This is a genomic window from Algoriphagus sp. CAU 1675 (assembly GCF_029222925.1).
In the GTDB taxonomy this organism is placed as follows: Bacteria; Bacteroidota; Bacteroidia; order Cytophagales; family Cyclobacteriaceae; genus Algoriphagus.
In genome coordinates this window covers 63776-83809 of the sequence record NZ_JARHUI010000005.1, presented here as the reverse complement: position 1 = coordinate 83809, position 20034 = coordinate 63776, and the positions used below count along the sequence as shown (strand labels likewise).

At 42.7% G+C, this 20034-nt stretch carries 36 protein-coding genes; all 36 read left to right on the top strand.

Going from position 1 to position 20034, the window contains the following annotated elements; genetic code table 11:
• Nucleotides 1-4 precede the first annotated feature (4 nt).
• The 36 genes from rpsJ to cysM all read left to right on the top strand — a co-directional run bounded on the left by rpsJ (nucleotide 5) and on the right by cysM (nucleotide 20019).
• A complete protein-coding gene (gene rpsJ, locus P2G54_RS12700) occupies nucleotides 5-310 on the top strand; it encodes a 30S ribosomal protein S10 (protein ID WP_024284766.1) in 306 nt (101 codons plus the stop codon).
• 246 nt (nucleotides 311-556) lie between these two features.
• A complete protein-coding gene (rplC, locus tag P2G54_RS12695) occupies nucleotides 557-1189 on the top strand; it encodes a 50S ribosomal protein L3 (RefSeq protein WP_275871703.1) in 633 nt (210 codons plus the stop codon).
• A gap of 3 nt (nucleotides 1190-1192) precedes the next feature.
• The gene (rplD, locus tag P2G54_RS12690) at nucleotides 1193-1822 is read left to right on the top strand and encodes a 50S ribosomal protein L4 (RefSeq protein WP_275871702.1); all 630 of its coding nucleotides are present in this window, start codon (nucleotides 1193-1195) and stop codon (nucleotides 1820-1822) included.
• 4 nt (nucleotides 1823-1826) lie between these two features.
• Complete coding sequence (gene rplW, locus P2G54_RS12685; RefSeq protein ID WP_275871700.1) at nucleotides 1827-2114, top strand: 50S ribosomal protein L23; 288 nt, start codon at nucleotides 1827-1829, stop codon at nucleotides 2112-2114.
• A 13-nt stretch (nucleotides 2115-2127) separates the two neighbouring features.
• Nucleotides 2128-2952 carry a 50S ribosomal protein L2 gene (rplB, locus tag P2G54_RS12680; protein ID WP_275871698.1) on the top strand — a complete coding sequence of 275 codons (825 nt, stop codon included), beginning with the start codon at nucleotides 2128-2130 and terminating at the stop codon, nucleotides 2950-2952.
• Between the two features lie 2 nt (nucleotides 2953-2954).
• Nucleotides 2955-3233 carry a 30S ribosomal protein S19 gene (rpsS, locus tag P2G54_RS12675; protein ID WP_010856292.1) on the top strand — a complete coding sequence of 93 codons (279 nt, stop codon included), beginning with the start codon at nucleotides 2955-2957 and terminating at the stop codon, nucleotides 3231-3233.
• Between the two features lie 2 nt (nucleotides 3234-3235).
• Nucleotides 3236-3628 carry a 50S ribosomal protein L22 gene (gene rplV, locus P2G54_RS12670; RefSeq protein WP_275871694.1) on the top strand — a complete coding sequence of 131 codons (393 nt, stop codon included), beginning with the start codon at nucleotides 3236-3238 and terminating at the stop codon, nucleotides 3626-3628.
• 9 nt (nucleotides 3629-3637) lie between these two features.
• On the top strand, nucleotides 3638-4369 hold the full coding sequence (gene rpsC / locus P2G54_RS12665) for a 30S ribosomal protein S3 (RefSeq protein ID WP_275871692.1): 732 nt from the start codon (nucleotides 3638-3640) through the stop codon (nucleotides 4367-4369).
• 26 nt (nucleotides 4370-4395) lie between these two features.
• Entirely contained in the window at nucleotides 4396-4815 is a 420-nt protein-coding gene (gene rplP, locus P2G54_RS12660; RefSeq protein WP_275871690.1) for a 50S ribosomal protein L16, read from the top strand.
• A gap of 9 nt (nucleotides 4816-4824) precedes the next feature.
• On the top strand, nucleotides 4825-5007 hold the full coding sequence (gene rpmC, locus P2G54_RS12655) for a 50S ribosomal protein L29 (protein ID WP_275871688.1): 183 nt from the start codon (nucleotides 4825-4827) through the stop codon (nucleotides 5005-5007).
• 18 nt (nucleotides 5008-5025) lie between these two features.
• On the top strand, nucleotides 5026-5289 hold the full coding sequence (gene rpsQ / locus P2G54_RS12650) for a 30S ribosomal protein S17 (RefSeq protein ID WP_275871686.1): 264 nt from the start codon (nucleotides 5026-5028) through the stop codon (nucleotides 5287-5289).
• A gap of 2 nt (nucleotides 5290-5291) precedes the next feature.
• The gene (rplN, locus tag P2G54_RS12645) at nucleotides 5292-5660 is read left to right on the top strand and encodes a 50S ribosomal protein L14 (RefSeq protein ID WP_026956456.1); all 369 of its coding nucleotides are present in this window, start codon (nucleotides 5292-5294) and stop codon (nucleotides 5658-5660) included.
• A gap of 2 nt (nucleotides 5661-5662) precedes the next feature.
• Entirely contained in the window at nucleotides 5663-6007 is a 345-nt protein-coding gene (gene rplX / locus P2G54_RS12640; RefSeq protein ID WP_275871679.1) for a 50S ribosomal protein L24, read from the top strand.
• A complete protein-coding gene (gene rplE, locus P2G54_RS12635; protein ID WP_275871677.1) occupies nucleotides 6000-6560 on the top strand; it encodes a 50S ribosomal protein L5 in 561 nt (186 codons plus the stop codon). The genes rplX and rplE overlap by 8 nt, the downstream gene beginning before the upstream one ends.
• 2 nt (nucleotides 6561-6562) lie before the next feature.
• Nucleotides 6563-6832, top strand: coding sequence for a 30S ribosomal protein S14 (rpsN, locus tag P2G54_RS12630; protein ID WP_206570968.1), 270 nt, complete (start codon nucleotides 6563-6565; stop codon nucleotides 6830-6832).
• An 82-nt stretch (nucleotides 6833-6914) separates the two neighbouring features.
• Complete coding sequence (gene rpsH, locus P2G54_RS12625; RefSeq protein WP_275871673.1) at nucleotides 6915-7310, top strand: 30S ribosomal protein S8; 396 nt, start codon at nucleotides 6915-6917, stop codon at nucleotides 7308-7310.
• Nucleotides 7311-7319: 9 nt separating this feature from the next.
• On the top strand, nucleotides 7320-7877 hold the full coding sequence (rplF, locus tag P2G54_RS12620) for a 50S ribosomal protein L6 (RefSeq protein WP_275871671.1): 558 nt from the start codon (nucleotides 7320-7322) through the stop codon (nucleotides 7875-7877).
• A 6-nt stretch (nucleotides 7878-7883) separates the two neighbouring features.
• Entirely contained in the window at nucleotides 7884-8234 is a 351-nt protein-coding gene (rplR, locus tag P2G54_RS12615) for a 50S ribosomal protein L18 (protein WP_275871669.1), read from the top strand.
• A 6-nt stretch (nucleotides 8235-8240) separates the two neighbouring features.
• Nucleotides 8241-8759, top strand: a complete 519-nt coding sequence (gene rpsE, locus P2G54_RS12610; RefSeq protein ID WP_275871667.1) for a 30S ribosomal protein S5 — start codon at nucleotides 8241-8243, stop codon at nucleotides 8757-8759.
• Nucleotides 8760-8764: 5 nt separating this feature from the next.
• The gene (gene rpmD / locus P2G54_RS12605; protein WP_275871665.1) at nucleotides 8765-8944 is read left to right on the top strand and encodes a 50S ribosomal protein L30; all 180 of its coding nucleotides are present in this window, start codon (nucleotides 8765-8767) and stop codon (nucleotides 8942-8944) included.
• 2 nt (nucleotides 8945-8946) lie between these two features.
• Nucleotides 8947-9393 carry a 50S ribosomal protein L15 gene (rplO, locus tag P2G54_RS12600; RefSeq protein ID WP_275871663.1) on the top strand — a complete coding sequence of 149 codons (447 nt, stop codon included), beginning with the start codon at nucleotides 8947-8949 and terminating at the stop codon, nucleotides 9391-9393.
• A 4-nt stretch (nucleotides 9394-9397) separates the two neighbouring features.
• Complete coding sequence (gene secY, locus P2G54_RS12595) at nucleotides 9398-10714, top strand: preprotein translocase subunit SecY (RefSeq protein ID WP_275871661.1); 1317 nt, start codon at nucleotides 9398-9400, stop codon at nucleotides 10712-10714.
• A gap of 1 nt (nucleotide 10715) precedes the next feature.
• A complete protein-coding gene (gene map, locus P2G54_RS12590; protein WP_275871659.1) occupies nucleotides 10716-11489 on the top strand; it encodes a type I methionyl aminopeptidase in 774 nt (257 codons plus the stop codon).
• 1 nt (nucleotide 11490) lies between these two features.
• Nucleotides 11491-11709, top strand: coding sequence for a translation initiation factor IF-1 (gene infA / locus P2G54_RS12585; protein ID WP_026956468.1), 219 nt, complete (start codon nucleotides 11491-11493; stop codon nucleotides 11707-11709).
• A 6-nt stretch (nucleotides 11710-11715) separates the two neighbouring features.
• The gene (ykgO, locus tag P2G54_RS12580) at nucleotides 11716-11832 is read left to right on the top strand and encodes a type B 50S ribosomal protein L36 (RefSeq protein WP_081701372.1); all 117 of its coding nucleotides are present in this window, start codon (nucleotides 11716-11718) and stop codon (nucleotides 11830-11832) included.
• A gap of 4 nt (nucleotides 11833-11836) precedes the next feature.
• On the top strand, nucleotides 11837-12214 hold the full coding sequence (rpsM, locus tag P2G54_RS12575) for a 30S ribosomal protein S13 (protein WP_275871653.1): 378 nt from the start codon (nucleotides 11837-11839) through the stop codon (nucleotides 12212-12214).
• A gap of 15 nt (nucleotides 12215-12229) precedes the next feature.
• The gene (gene rpsK, locus P2G54_RS12570) at nucleotides 12230-12628 is read left to right on the top strand and encodes a 30S ribosomal protein S11 (protein ID WP_275871651.1); all 399 of its coding nucleotides are present in this window, start codon (nucleotides 12230-12232) and stop codon (nucleotides 12626-12628) included.
• Between the two features lie 18 nt (nucleotides 12629-12646).
• Nucleotides 12647-13252, top strand: a complete 606-nt coding sequence (rpsD, locus tag P2G54_RS12565) for a 30S ribosomal protein S4 (protein WP_275871649.1) — start codon at nucleotides 12647-12649, stop codon at nucleotides 13250-13252.
• A gap of 38 nt (nucleotides 13253-13290) precedes the next feature.
• Nucleotides 13291-14280 carry a DNA-directed RNA polymerase subunit alpha gene (locus P2G54_RS12560; RefSeq protein ID WP_275871647.1) on the top strand — a complete coding sequence of 330 codons (990 nt, stop codon included), beginning with the start codon at nucleotides 13291-13293 and terminating at the stop codon, nucleotides 14278-14280.
• Between the two features lie 5 nt (nucleotides 14281-14285).
• Entirely contained in the window at nucleotides 14286-14813 is a 528-nt protein-coding gene (rplQ, locus tag P2G54_RS12555) for a 50S ribosomal protein L17 (protein ID WP_275871644.1), read from the top strand.
• 115 nt (nucleotides 14814-14928) lie between these two features.
• Entirely contained in the window at nucleotides 14929-16026 is a 1098-nt protein-coding gene (gene carA, locus P2G54_RS12550) for a glutamine-hydrolyzing carbamoyl-phosphate synthase small subunit (protein ID WP_275871642.1), read from the top strand.
• A 20-nt stretch (nucleotides 16027-16046) separates the two neighbouring features.
• On the top strand, nucleotides 16047-17330 hold the full coding sequence (gene eno, locus P2G54_RS12545) for a phosphopyruvate hydratase (RefSeq protein WP_275871640.1): 1284 nt from the start codon (nucleotides 16047-16049) through the stop codon (nucleotides 17328-17330).
• 92 nt (nucleotides 17331-17422) lie between these two features.
• Nucleotides 17423-17710, top strand: coding sequence for a septum formation initiator family protein (locus P2G54_RS12540; protein WP_275871638.1), 288 nt, complete (start codon nucleotides 17423-17425; stop codon nucleotides 17708-17710).
• Entirely contained in the window at nucleotides 17691-18239 is a 549-nt protein-coding gene (locus P2G54_RS12535) for a hypothetical protein (RefSeq protein ID WP_275871636.1), read from the top strand. Before P2G54_RS12540 ends, P2G54_RS12535 begins: the two co-directional genes overlap by 20 nt.
• Before the next feature lie 21 nt (nucleotides 18240-18260).
• Nucleotides 18261-19109 (top strand): serine acetyltransferase, encoded by an 849-nt coding sequence (locus tag P2G54_RS12530; protein WP_275871634.1) that lies wholly within the window; start codon nucleotides 18261-18263, stop codon nucleotides 19107-19109.
• 31 nt (nucleotides 19110-19140) lie between these two features.
• On the top strand, nucleotides 19141-20019 hold the full coding sequence (cysM, locus tag P2G54_RS12525; protein ID WP_275871633.1) for a cysteine synthase CysM: 879 nt from the start codon (nucleotides 19141-19143) through the stop codon (nucleotides 20017-20019).
• The last annotated feature ends 15 nt before the right edge of the window (nucleotides 20020-20034 follow it).

Genomic DNA, 20034 nt, shown 5'->3' with positions numbered 1-20034 from the left:
TGCGATGAATCAGAAAATTAGAATAAAACTAAAATCATACGATCACAGTCTGGTGGATAAGTCATCAGAGAAGATCGTGAAAGCTGTAAAGGCTACTGGTGCAGTAGTAGTGGGACCAATTCCATTGCCAACTAAGAAAGAAAAGTTTACTGTGTTGAAATCCCCACACGTAAACAAGAAAGCTAGAGACCAGTATCAGCTTTGTACTTACAAGCGCTTAGTTGATATCTATTCTAACTCTTCCAAGACTGTGGATGCTTTGATGAAAATCGAACTTCCAAGTGGAGTTGATGTAGAAATCAAGGTTTGATAGAACCTGAAAATCTGAATAAAAAGACCTGCATTTTGGTGCAGGTCTTTTGTTTTTTTTAAATCCGGCAATGGTTCCTTGGTAAAGAGGCTGATTTACGGGTAGAAACCAAATGAATTATTTTCTAATTGTTTGAAAATATACGAGTTGGCGTTTGTTACAGAATTTTATTTCAGTAACTTTGCAGTCCTTAAAAAGGGCCCAAGCGCTTAATCGCTTGTGGATTATCAAATTATCTTATAAAAGATGTCTGGTATAATAGGTAAAAAAGTAGGAATGACTAGCATTTTCAGTGCCGATGGACGTAATGTCGCATGCACGTTAATAGAAGCTGGTCCTTGCGTAGTGACGCAAGTAAAAAACGTTGAAACAGACGGGTACAACGCTGTGCAGTTGGGTTTCGGTGAGCGTAAGGAGAAAAACACTCCAAAGCCATTGATCGGCCACTTCAAGAAAGCTGGCACAACTCCAAAGCACAAAGTTGTTGAGTTCCGTGATTTCCGGGTTGAATTTGAAGGCCAGGTTGATCTAGGAGCTACAGTGAAGGCTGGGGAAGTATTCGTAGAAGGTGACTTCGTCGATGCTATCGGTACTTCTAAAGGTAAAGGCTTCCAAGGTGTAGTGAAGCGTCATGGTTTTGGTGGTGTGGGTGGACAAACTCACGGTCAGCACAACAGACAAAGACATCCAGGTTCCATTGGTGCTTGTTCTTGGCCATCCCGAGTATTTAAAGGGATGAGAATGGCAGGTAGAACAGGTGGGGACAGAGTGAAAGTATTGAACCTCAGAGTATTGAAAATTTACCCTGAGCAAAACCTCCTCTTGGTATCCGGTTCAGTACCTGGTCCTAAAAATTCTTATGTAATTCTAGAGAAGTAAGCCATGGAATTAGCAGTAATTAATCAAAAAGGAGAAGATACCGGAAGAAAAGTAAATCTGTCGGACGAGATTTTCGCAATCGAGCCCAACGATCATGCTATCTATCTGGATGTGAAGCAGTACCTGGCTAACCAAAGACAGGGAACTCATAAGTCTAAAGAAAGAAATGAAGTAGCTGGTTCTACTAAAAAGATCAAGAAGCAAAAGGGTACCGGTGGTGCACGTGCTGGATCTTTGAAGTCCCCGCTTTTCAGAGGTGGAGGTAGAGTATTTGGTCCAAGACCAAGAAACTATTCCTTCAAATTGAATAAAAAAGTAAAACAACTAGCCAGAAAGTCTGCACTTTCTTACAAAGTGAAAGACAATAGTCTGTCTGTATTGGAGAACCTAAACTTCGATGCTCCTAAGACTAAAACTTATCTGGCTTTGCTCAATGGATTGGCGCTATCCGATAAAAAGACGCTTTTGGTTCTCCCTGAAGACAACAAGAACGTTTACCTATCCAGCAGAAACCTTCCTAAAGCGAAAGTTGTAACTGTCAATGATGTAAATACTTACCAACTCCTGAATGCAGATCACCTTGTGTTGTGCGAAGGGTCTGTAAGTAAGTTGGAAACCATTTTATCGAAATAAGACAATGGATATTCTAAAGCAGCCTTTGATTACAGAAAAGGTTTCCGCAATGAACGAGAAAGGCGTTTATGGATTCATCGTAGAGAAAACTGCGAAGAAGCCGGAAATCAAAAATGCTGTAGAAAAAACGTATGGTGTGAAAGTGGTATCTATCAGAACCATGAGATATGCTGCGAAGCATAAGACAAGATACACCAAGACAAAAATCGTATCAGGCTTTACCAATTCCTTCAAGAAGGCAATTGTACAAGTGGCTGATGGAGAGGTAATTGATTTTTACGGAGAAATTTAATTGAATCAATATCATGGCAATTAAAAAGTTGAAGCCTGTTACTCCAGGAACAAGATTCAGAGTGGCCCCTGCTTTTGACGAGATTACTAAGTCAAAGCCAGAAAAGTCCCTTCTTGCTCCTGTAAAGAAATCAGGTGGTAGAAATAATGAAGGCAAAATGACTGCCCGTTACATTGGTGGTGGTCATAAGAGAAGACTAAGAATTGTAGACTTCAAAAGAAACAAGTTTGGCGTACCAGCTACCGTAAAGGCTATCGAATACGATCCGAACAGAACAGCCCGTCTTGCCCTACTTTATTATGCAGATGGTGCTAAGGCCTACATTATCGCTCCGGAAGGTTTGCAAGTAGGACAAACAGTGATTTCCGGTGAGCAAGTTGCTCCAGAAGTGGGCAACGCAATGCACTTGGCTAATATCCCTATGGGTACTATCGTACACTGTGTGGAATTGAAGCCTGGAAAAGGTGCTGCAATGGTAAGAAGTGCCGGTGGTTATGCGCAGATCGTTGCCCGTGAGGGTAAGTACGTGACCGTAAAACTTCCATCTGGTGAAATGAGACTTGTTTTGGGTGTTTGTATGGCTACAGTTGGTACTGTTTCCAATTCAGACCACATGAACGTAGTATTGGGTAAAGCCGGCCGTAAGAGATGGTTGGGAGTTAGACCTCGTACAAGAGGTGTGGCTATGAACCCAGTAGATCACCCAATGGGTGGTGGTGAAGGTAGATCTTCCGGTGGACATCCAAGATCCAGAAAGGGTCTACTGTCCAAGGGTAAGAAAACCAGAGCACCTAAGAAGTATTCAAACAAGTTCATCGTTAGCAAAAGATCTAAATAATTATGGCACGTTCATTAAAAAAAGGTCCTTATATCGAGCATCACTTGGTAAAGAAAGTGGATGCTATGAACGAGTCCGGCAAGAAATCCGTCATCAAGACTTGGTCAAGAAGATCCATGATTTCTCCAGATTTCGTAGGACATACCTTCGCTGTGCATAACGGTAATAAATTCATTCCGGTATTTGTAACAGACAACATGGTAGGTCACAAGCTAGGTGAATTTGCTCCTACCAGAAATTTCAGAGGCCACATTGCCAAAAAAGATAAAGGAAAGAGATAATCATGGAAGCAGTAGCAAGATTAAATAACGTTCCTACCTCTCCACGCAAAATGCGTCTTGTAGCTGACTTAGTCAGAGGCAAAAGAGTGGGATTGGCTCTGAGCATATTGAAGTTTACACCTAACCATGGCGCAATGAAATTGGAGAAACTTCTCCTTTCAGCTGTAGCTAACTGGCAGGCAAAAAACCCAGATGCTAGACTTGAAGAAGCTGACCTTTTCATCAAAACCATCATGGTTGACGAAGGTAGATCTCTTAAGAGATTGAGACCAGCTCCTCAGGGAAGAGGCCACAGAATCCGCAAGAGATCAAATCATGTAACTCTAGTTGTTGATGCATTCAATGGCCAGGAAGTTACCGCTGATGTAGTAGAAACAAACGAAAAGGCAAATTAAGAACAGACTATGGGACAAAAGATTAACCCAATAGGATTTAGACTTGGTGTAGTCAAAGGCTGGGATTCCAACTGGTATGGTGGGAAAGACTTCGCCGAAAAACTATACGAAGATCAGCAAATCCGTAAGTACGTCCTTGCCAGAATTCCTAAGGGTGGGATTGCTAAGGTGATCATTGAGCGTACGCTTAAGAGAATCACGCTTACCATTCATACTGCCCGTCCAGGTGTAGTTATTGGTAAAGGTGGAGCCGAAGTAGACAAGCTGAAAGAAGAGCTTAAAAAACTTACTAACAAGGACATTCAGATCAACATCTTCGAGATCAAAAGACCTGAATTGGACGCTAAATTGGTTGGTGAGTCCATTGCTCAACAGCTTCAAGCCAGAATTTCCTTCAGAAGAGCAATGAAACAAGCCATTGCAGCATCCATGAGAGTGGGAGCAGAAGGAATCAAAGTTAAACTTTCTGGTCGTCTTGGTGGAGCCGAAATGGCCCGATCTGAAATGTACAAAGAGGGACGTATTCCTCTTCACACTCTTAGAGCTGACATTGATTATGCAATCTCTGAAGCTTTGACCGTCTATGGTATCATTGGTATCAAAGTATGGATCTTCAAGGGTGAAGTGTACGGTAAGAGAGACTTGTCTCCAAATCAGGGAGCTGCAAATGAGCCTAAAGGCCCAAGAAATGCAGGTCCTAAGAGAGACGGAGGTCCAAGACGTAGAAAAAGAAATAACTAATTTTCACCTTTAGTAAGTGAGAACTCATGTTACAGCCGAAAAGAACTAAATATAGGAAAATGCATAAGGGCCGTGTCAAAGGCCTAGCTCAAAGAGGGCATACGCTCGCTTTTGGCAACTTTGGCATCAAGTCCCTTGAAGCAGGATGGATCACCTCTCGTCAGATCGAGGCAGCTCGTATCGCGATGACCAGAGCAATGAAAAGAGAAGGTCAGGTTTGGATCAGAATTTTCCCTGACAAGCCGATCACTAAAAAGCCTGCAGAGGTACGTATGGGTAAAGGTAAAGGTGCTCCTGAATATTGGGTGGCAGTGATCAAGCCAGGAACCATCCTCTTCGAAGCTACTGGTGTGCCTTTGGAAACTGCTAAGGAAGCCTTGAGATTGGCTCAACAGAAACTTCCAGTGAGCACTAAGTTTACTGTTCGTAGAGACTACGCAGAATAATTAGGAACTATGAAAAATACAGAGATCCAATCACTTTCCGCAAGTGAAATCGCTGAGAGAATCAGCGCTGAGAAAACGAATCTGAGCAAATTGCAGTTTGCTCACTCAATTTCTCCTATTGAGAATCCTAACAGAATCCGCGAGACCAAGCGTCTGATCGCAAGATTGAAGACTGCATTGGCTTCCAAATAAGAGCTAACAGAAAAGAAAATGGCTACGATCGAAAGAAATCTTCGAAAAGAAAGAATTGGTAAAGTCGTAAGCAACAAAATGGATAAATCCATTACTGTAGCCGTGGAACGTAAAGTGAAACACGGTATTTACGGTAAGTTCGTTGCCAAGACAACCAAATTTATGGCTCATGACGAGAAGAACGAGTGTAACCCAGGTGACATCGTTAAAATCAGTGAAACTCGTCCGCTGAGTAAGAACAAACGTTGGAGAGTAGTTGAAATTATTGAAAGGGCTAAGTAATCATGATACAGCAAGAATCCAGACTAAGCGTTGCGGACAACTCCGGTGCCAAAGAGGTATTGGTTATCCGCGTATTGGGTGGAACTAAAAAGCGATATGCTTCTATCGGTGATAAAGTAGTCGTGACTGTAAAGTCAGCCCTCTCTTCCAGCAACATGAAAAAAGGTACCGTTTCCAGAGCGGTAATTGTACGTACCAAAAAAGAAGTAAGACGTAAAGACGGTTCTTACATCCGATTTGAGGACAACGCTGCTGTATTGTTGAACAACAACGATGAGCCTAGAGGCACTCGTATCTTTGGCCCAGTTGCCAGAGAACTGAGAGAGAAGCAGTTTATGAAAATCGTTTCCTTGGCCCCTGAAGTATTGTAATCATGGAAAGAAAATTCAACAAGCAGCCTAAGCTGCACATCAAAACCGGAGACACCGTGAAGGTGATCGCAGGTGATGACAAAGGAAAAACAGGGAAAGTTCTTTCTGTAGACACCGCAAAGAGAAGAGCCTTTGTAGAAGGAGTTAATATCGTGACTAAGCACGTGAAACCAACCGCTGCCAAGCCTCAAGGTGGTATCGAAAAGAAAGAAGCTCCAGTTCATATCAGTAACCTGATGCTTGTAGATCCTAAAACTGGCGAAACTACCAGAACAGGTCGCAAGATCGGCGAAAACGGTAAACTAGTAAGATACTCTAAGAAAACAGGGGAGGTGATCAATGGCTAATCCTAGAATAAAAGAAAAGTATGTGAACGATATCGTTCCAGCTTTGAAAGAAAAATTCCAGTATTCTTCAGTGATGCAGGTGCCTAAGTTGACAAAAATTGTTTTGAACAAAGGTATCGGCGCCGCCGTGGCTGACAAGAAATTGGTTGACCAAGGTGTTGAAGAGCTTTCTTTGATCACTGGCCAAAGAGCAGTAGCTACCAAGGCTAAGACTTCTGTATCTAACTTTAAGTTGAGAGAAGGAATGCCTATCGGTGCTAAAGTTACTTTGAGAGGATCCAAAATGTATGAATTCCTGGACAGATTGATGACCGTGGCTCTTCCACGTGTTCGTGACTTCAAAGGAATTTCCGAAAAAGGATTTGACGGTAGAGGTAACTACACTTTGGGTGTTACTGAGCAGATCATATTCCCTGAAATCTCTATCGAGAAGGTTAACAGAATCTCCGGTATGGATATCACATTCGTGACTACTGCTAATACAGATGAAGAAAGCTTCGCGCTATTGAAGGCTTTCGGAATGCCATTCGTTAATAAAAATAATCAAGAATAATCATGGCAAAAGAGTCCATCAAAGCTCGTGAGAGAAAAAGAGAGCGTCTGGTAGCCAAGTATGCTAAGAAAAGAGCTGAGCTGAAAGCAGCTGGTGATTATGAAGCACTTGACAAACTGCCTAAAAACGCTTCTCCGGTCAGACTTCACAACAGATGTAAACTGACTGGTAGACCAAAAGGCTACATGAGAAAGTTTGGTATCAACAGGGTAACCTTCCGTGAAATGGCCTCTGCAGGCAAGATTCCGGGAGTAACTAAGTCCAGCTGGTAAAATAACGACAGTAGTTTTTATTTAAAAAATCAATTCGTAACTTTGCACGCCCAAAAAGGGGCGGAGCTAGACTAAATATACCATGACTGATCCAATAGCCGATTATCTGACCAGATTGAGAAATGCCATCAAGGCTTCTCACAGAATCGTTGAGATACCTGCTTCTAACATCAAGAAGGAGATCACTAAAGTATTGCATGACAAAGGATATATCCAGAACTATAAGTTTGAAGATAATGGACCTCAGGGAACGATCAAAATCGCCCTTAAGTACAATCCTAGCACCAAGCAAAACGCGATCGTAAACTTGAAGCGAGTTAGTACGCCAGGTCTTAGAAAATATGTGAAGCATGACGAATTACCAAGAGTTATCAACGGTCTTGGTATCGCCATCGTTTCCACCTCCAAAGGTGTGATGACTGACAAAGAAGCCCGTACTGAAGGTGTAGGGGGTGAAGTACTTTGCTACGTATATTAATTTACTATCATGTCTAGAATAGGTAAAAAACCAATAAATCTGCCTAGCGGTGTTACTGTAGACGTTGCCACTCGTGGAGAGGTGACTGTTAAAGGTCCAAAAGGCACGCTCAAGCAGGATGTGAATCCTGATATTGAGGTTAAAGTAGAGGGCAATGAAGTTGTTCTTTCTAGACCTACAGATTCCAAAAGACACAAGTCTATGCACGGACTTTACAGAGCTTTGATCAACAATATGGTTGTCGGAGTTTCTGAAGGTTATAAGAAAGACTTGGAACTTGTGGGTGTAGGTTATAAGGCTTCTAACCAGGGTCAGGTTCTTGAATTGAGCCTTGGTTATTCCCACAGTATTTTCTTTGCATTGCCAGAAAATATTTCTGTGAAAACAGAAACCCCTAAAGGGAAAAACCCAATCATCACCTTGGAAGCAATCGACAAGGAATTGATTGGACAAGTAGCTGCCAAAATCAGATCTCTTCGTAAGATCGAACCTTACAAAGGTAAAGGTGTGCGCTTTGTTGGAGAACAAATTAGACGTAAGGCTGGTAAAACTGCCGGTAAAAAATAATAGGTTATGGCATTTAATAAGAATTCCAGAAGACTTAGAATCAAGCAGGGTATCAGAAAGAAAATTTCTGGTACTGATTCCAGACCACGTTTGTCAGTATTCAAAAGTAATACAGGCATCTATGCACAGCTTATTGACGATCTTCAAGGTCGTACACTTGCCCAGGCTTCATCCAAGGAATTGGGTGCAAAAGAGAACGTTAATGTTTCTGTTTCTAAGGAAGTTGGTAAGAAGCTCGCAGAAAGAGCTGCTGCCAATGGTGTAAGTGAAGTAGTATTTGACAGAAATGGCTACTTGTATCACGGTAATGTGAAAGCTTTGGCTGAAGGAGCCAGAGAAGGAGGCCTTAAATTTTAATCAGTTATGTCTCAACTAAGAAAAAAGCCTATCAGGGCTACAGATACAGAACTTAAGGAAAAGGTAGTAGCTATCAACCGAGTAGCCAAAGTGGTAAAAGGTGGTAGAAGATTCTCTTTTTCTGCAATCGTAGTAGTGGGTGACGGTAACGGTGTTGTAGGTTATGGATTGGGTAAAGCCAATGAAGTAACTGACGCTATTACCAAGGGTATCGAAGACGCAAAAAAGAACTTGGTGAAAGTGCCTGTTCTCAAAGGGACCATCCCTCACGAGCAAATTGGTAAATTTGGTGGTGGCCTTGTATTGATCAAACCAGCTGCTGCAGGTACCGGTGTAATCGCCGGTGGTGCGATGCGTGCCGTTTTGGAATCTGCCGGAGTTACTGACGTATTGGCAAAATCCAAAGGTTCATCAAACCCTCACAACGTGGTAAAAGCTACCATTGATGCGTTAATCCACTTGAGAGATGCTATTGCTGTATCTCAGCAAAGAGGAGTGAAAATGGCTAAAGTTTTTAATGGGTAATCATCATGGCTAAGATCAAAATCACGCAAACGAAAAGTATTATTGACAGACCAAAGGATCAAAAAGCAACTATCGTTGCCTTGGGTCTTGGTAAAATCAACAAATCTGTTGTGGTTGAACAAACTCCTCAGATTGCTGGTATGGTCAATAAAGTAAATCACCTTGTAAAAGTGGAGGAAGCTTAATTATGAAACTACATACATTACAACCAGCCGCTGGATCGACCAAAAACCGTAAGCGTATCGGTAGAGGTACAGGATCAGGTAGAGGTGGTACTTCTACAAGAGGCCATAAAGGGGCTAAATCCAGATCCGGTTACAAAACCAAGATTGGATTTGAAGGTGGTCAGATGCCACTTCAAAGAAGAGTTCCAAAATTTGGTTTCAAAAGCTTGAACAGAGTTGAGTTCAAACCAGTAAATTTGGATACCTTGCAAAGCCTTGCCGAGCAATTCAAACTTGATACCATCGATATGGAAGCTATGATCTCTCATGGTATTGCTTCCAAAAACGATAAAGTCAAAGTTCTTGGTGGAGGTGAGTTGAGTTCCAAATTGACGGTATCTGCTCATGGCTTCTCTGCAAGTGCAGTTGCAGCGATTGAAAAAGCAGGTGGATCTGTAAACAAGATTTAATTAAATGAAAAAGTTTATTTCGACAGTTAAGAATATTTTCTCTATCGAAGACCTTAGAGTAAGAATCCTGAATACGATCGGTTTTCTGATCATTTTCAGATTAGGTTCTTTCATCGTACTTCCCGGCGTGGATCCTTCTAAATTAGGCGGGCCACAAGAAGGAATCTTCGGTCTGATAGACACTTTCCTTGGTGGAGCATTCAGTAATGCTTCCATCTTTGGTCTAGGCATTATGCCTTACATATCTGCATCTATCGTGTTGCAGTTGTTGACTGTCGGAGTACCCTACTTCCAAAAAATGCAAAAGGAAGGGGAGTCTGGTCGAAAAAGAATCAACCAGATTACTCGGGTATTGACCATTGCAATTACTGTTGCTCAAGGTATTGGATACGTGACTGCCACGATCCTTCCGACCGGAGCAGTAATGGTAAGTACCTCCCTTTTCATGTTCAGCTCTTTGGTTTTGCTTTCTGCCGGTACCATGTTTTGTATGTGGTTGGGTGAGAAAATTACCGAAAAGGGTATCGGTAACGGTATCTCCATGTTGATCATGATTGGGATTATCTCCCGCTTCCCAGGTGCTATCATCGCAGAAACATTGGAAAAAGGATCTTCTGGTCTTTTGCTTCTGATCATCGAAGCTGTGGTATTGTTCTTCGTGGTTGTTGGTGTCATAGCTTTGACTGAAGCAACGAGAAGAATCCCTGTACAATATGCTAAACAAGTTGTAGGTGGTAAGGTGTACGGTGGACAGCGTCAGTACATTCCAATCAAAGTGAATGCTTCTGGTGTTATGCCGATCATCTTTGCCCAGTCTTTGATGTTCGTTCCTGCTTTGATTGCTCAGATTTGGGCTGGTGAAAGTGATATAGCCAACTATATCGGGACTACATTCTCAGACTTCACATCTTGGCAGTACAATCTGTTATTTGCTGCTTTGATCATTATCTTTACTTTCTTCTACACTGCTATTACTGTTAACCCAGAGCAGATTGCAGAGGACATGAAGCGTAATGGTGGTTTTGTTCCAGGCATCAAGCCAGGAGCTCCTACCAGTGAGTTCATCGACAGTATCATTTCCAAAATTACCTTGCCAGGTTCCGTGTTGTTGGCTGCTGTTGCAATTTTGCCAGCTTTGGCCATCATCGCAGGGGTAGGTGGAGAGTTCGCCCAGTTTTACGGAGGTACTTCACTTTTGATTATGGTAGGTGTGATCATGGATACTTTGAGACAAATCGAAAGTTATCTGTTGATGAGACATTACGAAGGAATGATGAAAAGCGGTAATATGAAGAATACTTCTAATTACCAGGTAGCTTAACATGATTCATTACAAGACTTCGGAAGAAGTTCAAAAGATTAAAGAAAGTGCAGATATTTTAGCAAAGGCCCATGGGGAAGTTGCTAAACATATTAAGGTAGGGGTAAAGACCTCTTATCTCGATAAAATTGCTGAAGAGTTTATTAGGGATCATCAAGCTGTTCCTTCCTTTAAAGGATACAATGGTTTTCCCGCTTCGCTCTGTATTTCTGTGAATGAAGTTGTTGTTCACGGATTTCCAAGCGAATATGAATTGAAAGATGGCGATATAATCTCAGTAGATTGTGGAGTCTTTCACCAAGGTTTTCATAGCGATTCCGCTTATACTTACCCTGTCGGTGAAGTCCCCCTTCCTGTTTTAGATTTATTAAAAGCCACTAAAGATTCACTCTACCTAGGTATTGAGCAAGCTGTTTTTGGTAACAGGATTGGTGATATAGGTAATGCGATCCAAAAGTTCGTCGAAGCAAAAGGCTACACCGTAGTTCGGGAGCTAGTAGGACATGGATTGGGCAGAAGCCTTCACGAATCTCCAGAAGTTCCCAATTATGGCAAAAAAGGAAGTGGTCCTTTGCTCAAAGAAGGATTGGTGATTGCCATCGAGCCAATGGTTAATTTGGGTACTAGAAATATTGTCCAAGAGCGTGATGGATGGACGATTCGGACAGCAGACCGGAAAGCCTCCGCTCATTACGAGCATACCGTTGCGATATTTGAAGATAGAACAGAGGTCTTGACGACCCACAAATACATAGAGGAGAATTTTAAATTCTAATATGGCCAAACAGACATCCATCGAGCAAGATGGAACCATCATTGAAGCGTTGTCAAACGCGATGTTTAAAGTGGAACTGGAAAATGGGCATCAATTGATCGCTCATATTTCGGGTAAAATGAGGATGAATTATATCAAAATCCTCCCTGGAGACCGTGTTAAATTAGAACTGTCTCCCTATGATTTGACAAAAGGAAGAATAGTATATCGATATAAATAAACTGATATGAAAGTAAGGGCATCTATTAAAAAGAGAAGCGCTGACTGTAAAGTAATCAGAAGAAAAGGAAAACTTTACGTCATCAATAAGAAGAATCCTAAGTTTAAACAAAGACAAGGTTAAGATTATGGCTAGAATTGCAGGTGTAGACATACCAGACAATAAGCGCGGCGAAATCGGACTTACCTATATTTTCGGAATAGGTAGAAGTTCAGCCAGAGCGATCCTGAGCAAGGCCGGTATCTCTTTCGACAAAAAAGCAGGTGAGTGGGATGATGATGAATCAACTACTATCCGTAATATCATTGCCGAAGAATTCAGAACCGAAGGTGTACTGAAGTCAGAGATCCAATTGAACATCAAGCGACTGATGGATATCGGTTGTTATAGAGGTTTGAGACACAGAAAAGGACTTCCTGTGCGTGGTCAGAAGACCAAAAACAACGCCAGAACAAGGAAGGGTAAGAGAAAAACAGTTGCTAACAAAAAGAAGGCAACTAAATAAAACCTGATTTAGATTATGGCTCAGAAAAGAAACGATAAATCAAAAGGTAAGAAAAGAGTAGTAAAGGTAGAAGCTGTAGGACAAGCGCACATCAAGGCCTCCTTCAACAATATCATTATCTCTATTACCAATAATGCAGGACAAGTAATCTCTTGGGCATCCGCCGGTAAAATGGGTTTCAGAGGCTCCAAGAAAAATACTCCTTATGCTGCGCAAATGGCCGCTCAGAACTGTGGACAAGTTGCTTATGACTTAGGTTTGAGAAAAATCGAAGTTTTTGTAAAAGGTCCAGGTGCAGGTCGTGAATCTGCTATCAGAACCTTGCAAAATGTAGGACTAGATGTTACTACCATCACAGATGTAACTCCACTTCCTCACAACGGTTGTCGTCCTCCTAAGCGTAGAAGAGTTTAATTTTAAAATTGTAACAGAATGGCTAGATATACAGGTCCTAAAGCAAAGATCGCCCGTAAATTCGGCGAGCCTATTGAAGGGCACAGCAAAGCGCTTCAAAAGAAAAACTATCCTCCAGGCCAGCACGGTAGAGGAAGAAGAAAGAAGCAGTCTGAATATGCAATCCAGCTTGCTGAAAAGCAAAAAGCAAAATACATCTACGGTGTATTGGAGAGACAGTTCGCCAAAATGTTTGACATCGCTTCCAGAAAATCTGGAATCACCGGTGAAAACCTTCTTCAGTTGTTGGAAGCTAGATTGGACAACACAGTTTACAGATTGGGTATCGCCCCAACTCGTAGAGGTGCAAGACAATTGGTCGCTCACAAGCATATCACTGTAAATGGTGAGGTAGTGAACATTCCTTCTTACACGTTGAAGCCAGGTGATGTGGTTTCTGTAAGAGAGCGTTCCAAATCCTTGGAGGCTATCACCAGTAGCTTAGCGGGTAAGGGTGCCAACAAATATTCCTGGTTAGAGTGGGAAGGCGCTTCATTGACCGGCAAATTCGTCAGTGTTCCTAGCAGAACTGATATTCCTGAGAATATCAAGGAGCAACTCATTGTCGAACTTTACTCTAAGTAATTTTACTATTTTCAGCTTTTAAAAAAAGAACAAGATATATGTCCATACTAGCATTTCAAATGCCCGAAAAAGTGGTGATGGAGAAGGCCGATGACTTCCATGGCTTGTTTACATTCAAACCGCTAGAAAAAGGCTATGGGGTTACTATCGGTAATGCCCTAAGAAGAATTTTGCTTTCTTCCTTGGAGGGATATGCAATCACTTCCATCAAAATCCCGGGAGTTGTGCATGAATTTTCTACCATCGAAGGTGTAGTGGAAGATGTGACAGATATTATTTTGAATTTGAAGCAGGTGAGATTCAAGAAGGTCCATGAGGCCATCGATGGAAAGATCAATGTGGAAATCAAAAACCAGTCTGTCTTCACTGCAGGGGACATTGCTAAGTTCACCTCTTCTTTCGAAGTATTGAATCCCGATTTGGTGATTTGTCATATCGACGAGACTAAAAACTTTGATATCGAATTGACACTTGAGAAGGGAAGAGGGTATCTACCAGCTGAAGAGTCCAAACCAAAAGAGCAGGTATTTGGCCAAATCGCCATTGATGCAATCTTCACTCCTATCAAAAACGTGAAGTACAGTGTCGAAAATACCCGTGTAGAGCAAAAGACTGACTTCGAAAAATTGATTCTTGAAGTAACTACTGATGGATCAATTCATCCTGAGAAAGCACTTCAGGAATCTGCTAAGATTTTGATTCAGCACTTTATGCTATTCTCTGACCAAACTATGGTCCTTGACTCTACTGGAATCGCCGAGCCTGAGCCAATTGATGAGGAATTCCTTCACATGAGAAAACTGCTTAAGACTTCTTTGAGTGATCTCGATCTTTCCGTTCGTGCATTCAACTGTCTGAAAGCTGCTGATGTGAAAACTTTGGGTGACTTAGCTAAACTTGAAATTTCTGATATGATGAAATTCAGAAACTTCGGTAAAAAGTCTCTCGCTGAGTTGGAGCAACTCATTCAGGAAAAAGGGCTGACCTTTGGAATGGATATTTCGAAGTATAAACTTGATGAAGAATAAATAAAATGAGACACGGTAAGAAATTTAACCACCTTGGAAGAAAGGCTGCTCATAGGAAAGCGATGCTTTCTAACATGGCTACTTCGCTGATTCTTCATAAGCGTATTTCCACTACGCTTGCCAAGGCTAAAGAATTGAAGAAATATTTGGAGCCTCTAGTAACTAGGGCGAAAGAAGATACAACTCACAACAGACGTGTGGCTTTCTCATACTTGAAAAATAAGGAAGCTATCATCGCTTTGTTCGGTGAAGTGATCTCTAAAGTAGGTACCCGTCCAGGTGGATACACCAGAATTATCAAAACCGGATTCCGTCTTGGGGATAATGCTGAAATGTGTATCATCGAATTGGTTGACTTCAACGAATTGATGCTGAAAGAAGCTAAGCCTGCTAAGAAGACTACCAGAAGATCTAGAAGATCTACCGGAAAAGCTGAGGCTGCTACTGAAGCACCTGTTGCTGAAGCTAAAACCGAAGAGCCTCAAGCTCCAGAAGCTACTGATTCTGCTGATGCCCAAACTGAAGAAAAATAAGTTGGGCATCATCTTAAATATTGAAAGGATTGGACGTTGGTTCAATCCTTTTTTTATACCCCATTCTCTCTTCCTCCTCCCGATAAATAATTAACTTTGGGCAACTTTCTTAAAAATGATAAAACAAAAAGCTACTCTACTTCTTGCTGACGGAACTGTCTTTCATGGTTCCCTGATTGGAAATCCCGGCACCAATGGTGGTGAAATATGTTTTAATACGGGGATGACCGGTTATCAGGAAATTTACACCGATCCTTCTTATACAGGTCAGGTGATCGTGACCACTACCTCCCATATCGGGAATTACGGTGTTCATGATGAAGAAATCGAATCAGACCATCCTACTATCGGAGGGATTGTAGTGAACAGTTTCTCAGAAACCTATTCTAGATTGGATGGCTCCGGCTCTCTCCAGGATTATCTTGTAAAGTATAAAATCACCGGGATTGCAGATATCGATACCCGTAAACTGGTAAGACATATCCGTTCCAAAGGAGCCATGAATGCCATCATTAGCTCTGAATACGAAGACAATCTGGAAGGCTTGCAAAAGGAATTGGATAAGCTTCCTGACATGAACGGACTGGAACTTTCTTCCACTGTTTGTACTCAGGAACCTTACTTCTTCGGTGATGAAAATGCTTCCATCAAAGTAGCTTGCTTGGATTTTGGGATAAAGAAAAACATCCTTAGAAACCTAGCTGCCAGAGGGGCATTTTGCAAAGTTTACCCAGCCAAAGCAAAGCTGGGCGAAATGGAAGCTTGGGAGCCCGATGCTTATTTCCTTTCCAATGGTCCCGGTGACCCAGCAGTAATGGAATATGCAGTGGATACCGTAAAGGAAATCCTGGCTACAGGAAAACCCGTATTCGGAATTTGTCTTGGACATCAATTATTGGCGGAATCCGTTGGGATTTCTACCTATAAAATGCACCATGGGCATCGAGGAATCAATCATCCAATAAAAAACCTGAAAACAGGCAAGAGTGAAATAACCTCTCAAAACCACGGCTTCAATATCAGCAGAGAGGATACTGAAAAGAATCCAGATGTGGAAATCACCCACGTACATCTCAATGACAACACCGTAGCAGGGATCAGATTGAAAAATAAACCTGCATTTTCTGTGCAATATCATCCCGAATCTTCACCCGGACCACATGATTCCAGGTATCTATTCGACCAATTTATTGCGATGATCAATAAAAACTAATTTATAAACCTTTTAAAACTATGACGTTGATTCAATCAATTCATGCAAGACAAATCCTTGATTCTAGAGGAAATCCTACTGTAGAAGTAGATGTAATCACTGAAAATGGCGCTTTTGGAAGAGCTGCTGTTCCTAGTGGTGCCTCTACAGGTGTCAATGAAGCCGTAGAGCTTCGTGACGGAGACAAAAGCAAATATTTAGGCAAAGGCGTATTGAAAGCCGTTGCCAACGTGAATGATATCATTGCCCCTGAACTTGTGGGTATGGATGTATTCGAGCAAAACATGATCGATCAGATCATGATCGAACTCGATGGTACTGCTACTAAAAGCAAGCTTGGCGCAAACGCAATCTTGGGTGTTTCACTTGCCGTTGCAAAAGCTGCGGCTATGGAAGCTGGACAGCCTTTGTATCGTTATGTAGGCGGTGTGAATGCCAATACACTTCCTGTTCCAATGATGAATATCATTAACGGAGGTTCTCACTCTGATGCTCCTATTGCATTTCAGGAATTCATGATTCGACCAGTTGGTGCACCTTCCTTCTCTGAAGCAATGAGAATGGGTGCTGAGATCTTCCACAACCTGAAGAAAATCCTTCATGACAAAGGACTAAGCACTGCAGTTGGTGATGAGGGTGGATTTGCTCCAAACTTCTCCGGCGGTACTGAGGAAGCTCTGGGTTGTATTTTGGATGCGATCGCTAAGGCTGGCTACAAAGCCGGAGATGATGTAACCATCGCTTTGGACTGTGCCTCTTCTGAATTCTTCAAAGACGGAAAATATGACTACTCCAAGTTTGAAGGTCCTACTGGAAAAGTTAGATCCCGACAGGAGCAGGTGGATTATCTGGCTGAATTGACCGAAAAATATCCTATCGATTCTATCGAGGACGGTTGTGCTGAGGAAGATTGGGAAGGATGGGCTATGTTGACCGCAAAAATCGGGGACAAAATCCAGTTGGTTGGTGACGATCTTTTCGTGACCAACGTGAAATTCCTGGAAAGAGGGATCGCTGAGAAATCTGCCAACTCCATCCTGATCAAAGTAAACCAAATCGGTACGCTTACCGAGACTTTGAATGCAATTAACCTTGCTCATAAAGCTGGATTTACTGCAGTGATGTCACATAGATCCGGAGAAACTGAGGATTCTACCATCGCGGATTTGGCTGTTGCAGTAAACTGTGGACAGATCAAAACCGGTTCTGCTTCCCGTTCAGACCGTATGGCCAAGTACAATCAGTTGCTTAGAATTGAAGAGCAATTGGGTGAGTCCGCTGTATTCAAAGGCAGACTTAAATAAGAAAAGAACACTTCCTATAAAAGACAGCTTCAAAAGAGCTGTCTTTTTTTTGCATCATTTTTGTACCTTCATTCCGTAATACACCCTGATTTATGAAAAAGCTGATCAAACTCGGTAGCAACTTTTACGCTTTGGCTACGGCTTTCTTTTTGTTTTGGATGATTTTCATTGACTCCAACAATGTGGTCAATCAGTGGCAGCTCAGTCAGAAACTGGGAAGGCTGGAAGATCAAAAGGAATTTTATCAGGACAGAAAAGTCAAAATTAAGGAGGAAAGGCAGGAATTGATGAGCAATCCGGAACTTTTGGAGAAGTTTGCACGTGAAAAATACCTCATGAAGAAACAGACAGAAGACCTCTATGTCATCGTTAAAAAGTAAGATTTTTGTTCTTTTTCTGGGGATCGCCTTAGGCTTGTCTTCCCCCTCTTTTGCCCAAAGGGAGATCCCCGCAGATAGCGCATCCTTAAAAGATAGGCTCTATTACGGTGGGAATTTCGGGATGCAGTTCGGGACCATCACTCTAGTCGATATTTCCCCTTTGGTGGGAGTGATGATCACCCCGAGGTTTTCTTCAGGACTGGGATTTACCTATCAGTATTTCAACGATCGAAGGTATATGGGTGGAGTCACCTCTTCCTATGGAGGAAGGATTTTTTCCCGCTATAATGTACTGCCCAATATTTTTCTCCAAGGGGAATTTGAATCCATCAATTTTGAGAACTACAACCTCGTGACTGACCGATTTGAAAGAATATGGTCCAATGCCCTGTTCGTTGGCGGAGGATACTTTGCTCCATTTGGCTCCAGGGGAGGTGCGAATTTCACCTTTCTCTATAATCTAAGGCATGATAACCGTAGATCACCCTACGGTGAACCTTATGTGATCCGGGTTGGTTTTGTAATGTGACAATTCTAGCCAGCCAAACCTATGAAACCTTTTATCTCAAAAATTTACAAAGCACATCAGGAGTGCTCTGATTGCCCTTCCCCTATAGTAGTCCAACAGTTTTTTGAGGATTTGTTGGGACTTCTCTTTCCGGAATATACGGTACAGAAAATCAAGGAAATCAACGAAGTGGAAGCTCGCCTGGATGAGTTGAAAAACAGACTCACCGCCATTTTGGTGAGAAATGTCCAGCTACATAATCAGGACGGAAAGCATCTGTCCAAAAAGTTTTTCAAGGAACTGGAAGACGTTTACGATTGGGTGCATTTGGATGTGGACGCCATGTATGAAGGGGATCCAGCCGCCAAGTCCAGAACCGAGATCTTAAGAAGTTATCCCGGTTTTTTTGCCATCGCAGCCTACAGGATTGCCCATTTGCTACATCAATTGGGAGTAAAACTCATCCCAAGGATGATCACTGAACTGGCACATAGCCGGACAGGGATAGATATACATCCCGGAGCGAGCATTGGCCATCATTTCTGTATAGATCACGGTACCGGAGTGGTGATCGGGGAGACCACCATCATTGGCAACCATGTGAAAGTTTATCAGGGGGTGACTTTGGGTGCCTTGAGTGTGGACAAAGCCGATGCAGATGTCAAGCGCCATCCGACCATTGAGGACGAGGTGGTGATCTATGCTGGGGCCACTATTTTGGGAGGAAAAACAATCATCGGAAAGGGCAGCACCATCGGAGGCAATGTCTGGCTCACCAAATCCGTACAGCCCGGCTCCAAAGTCTATTACCAGACCCAAATGTATCATGCAGGATCAGAAGTGACGGATCTGTATGTAGTAAAGAATGACGAGAGCGAATTGGGAAGCTAAATCCCTCATCCTCTCCTAAACTTATTTATCCATGAAACTATTTGAATTGATTGGCAATACCCCTTTGGTGGAATTGGAGCATATTCCGGTCAACCCCAAAGTGAAGATATTTTGTAAAATGGAAGGCCAAAACCCCGGTGGAAGTGTCAAGGACCGGGCGGCCTATAATATGCTCAGAGCTGCATTGGACCGGGGAGAGATCAAAAAGGGAGACAAACTCGTCGAGGCCACCAGTGGAAATACCGGGATTGCCCTGGCCATGGTAGCCAAGGTGCTGGGGCTGGAAATGACTCTCATCATGCCTGACAATTCCACGCGGGAGCGGGTGCTGGCGATGGAGGCTTATGGAGCCACCGTGATTTTGACCCCTGCTGCCCGGACGATCGAATATTCCCGTGTACTGGCCGAGCAAATGCGGGATGAAGAAGGGTATTTTATGCTCAATCAATTCGGAAATAAGGACAATTACCTCGCCCATTACAAAAGTACCGGACCGGAGATATGGAAGGATACCGATGGGAAAATCACCCATTTCGTGTCTGCTATGGGGACCACCGGAACAATCATGGGGGTATCCATGTACCTGAAAGAAATGAATCCGGACATTCAGATCGTAGGAACCCAGCCAACGGAGGGTTCCAGTATCCCGGGAATCAGACGCTGGACACCTGAGTTTTTGCCGGCCATATTTGATGCCTCCCGTGTAGATCGGGTCCTGGATGTGAGTCAGGATCAAGCCACGGAAATGACCCGGAGAATGGCCAAAGAAGAAGGGATTTTGGCAGGAATGAGCAGTGGGGGAGCCTTGCATGCGGCCATTGAATTGTCCAAGGAACTGGAAGAAGGGATCATTGTCTGCATCACCTGCGACCGAGGAGACCGCTATTTGAGTTCGGATTTGTTCGGGTGATAAAAGATTAAAAAA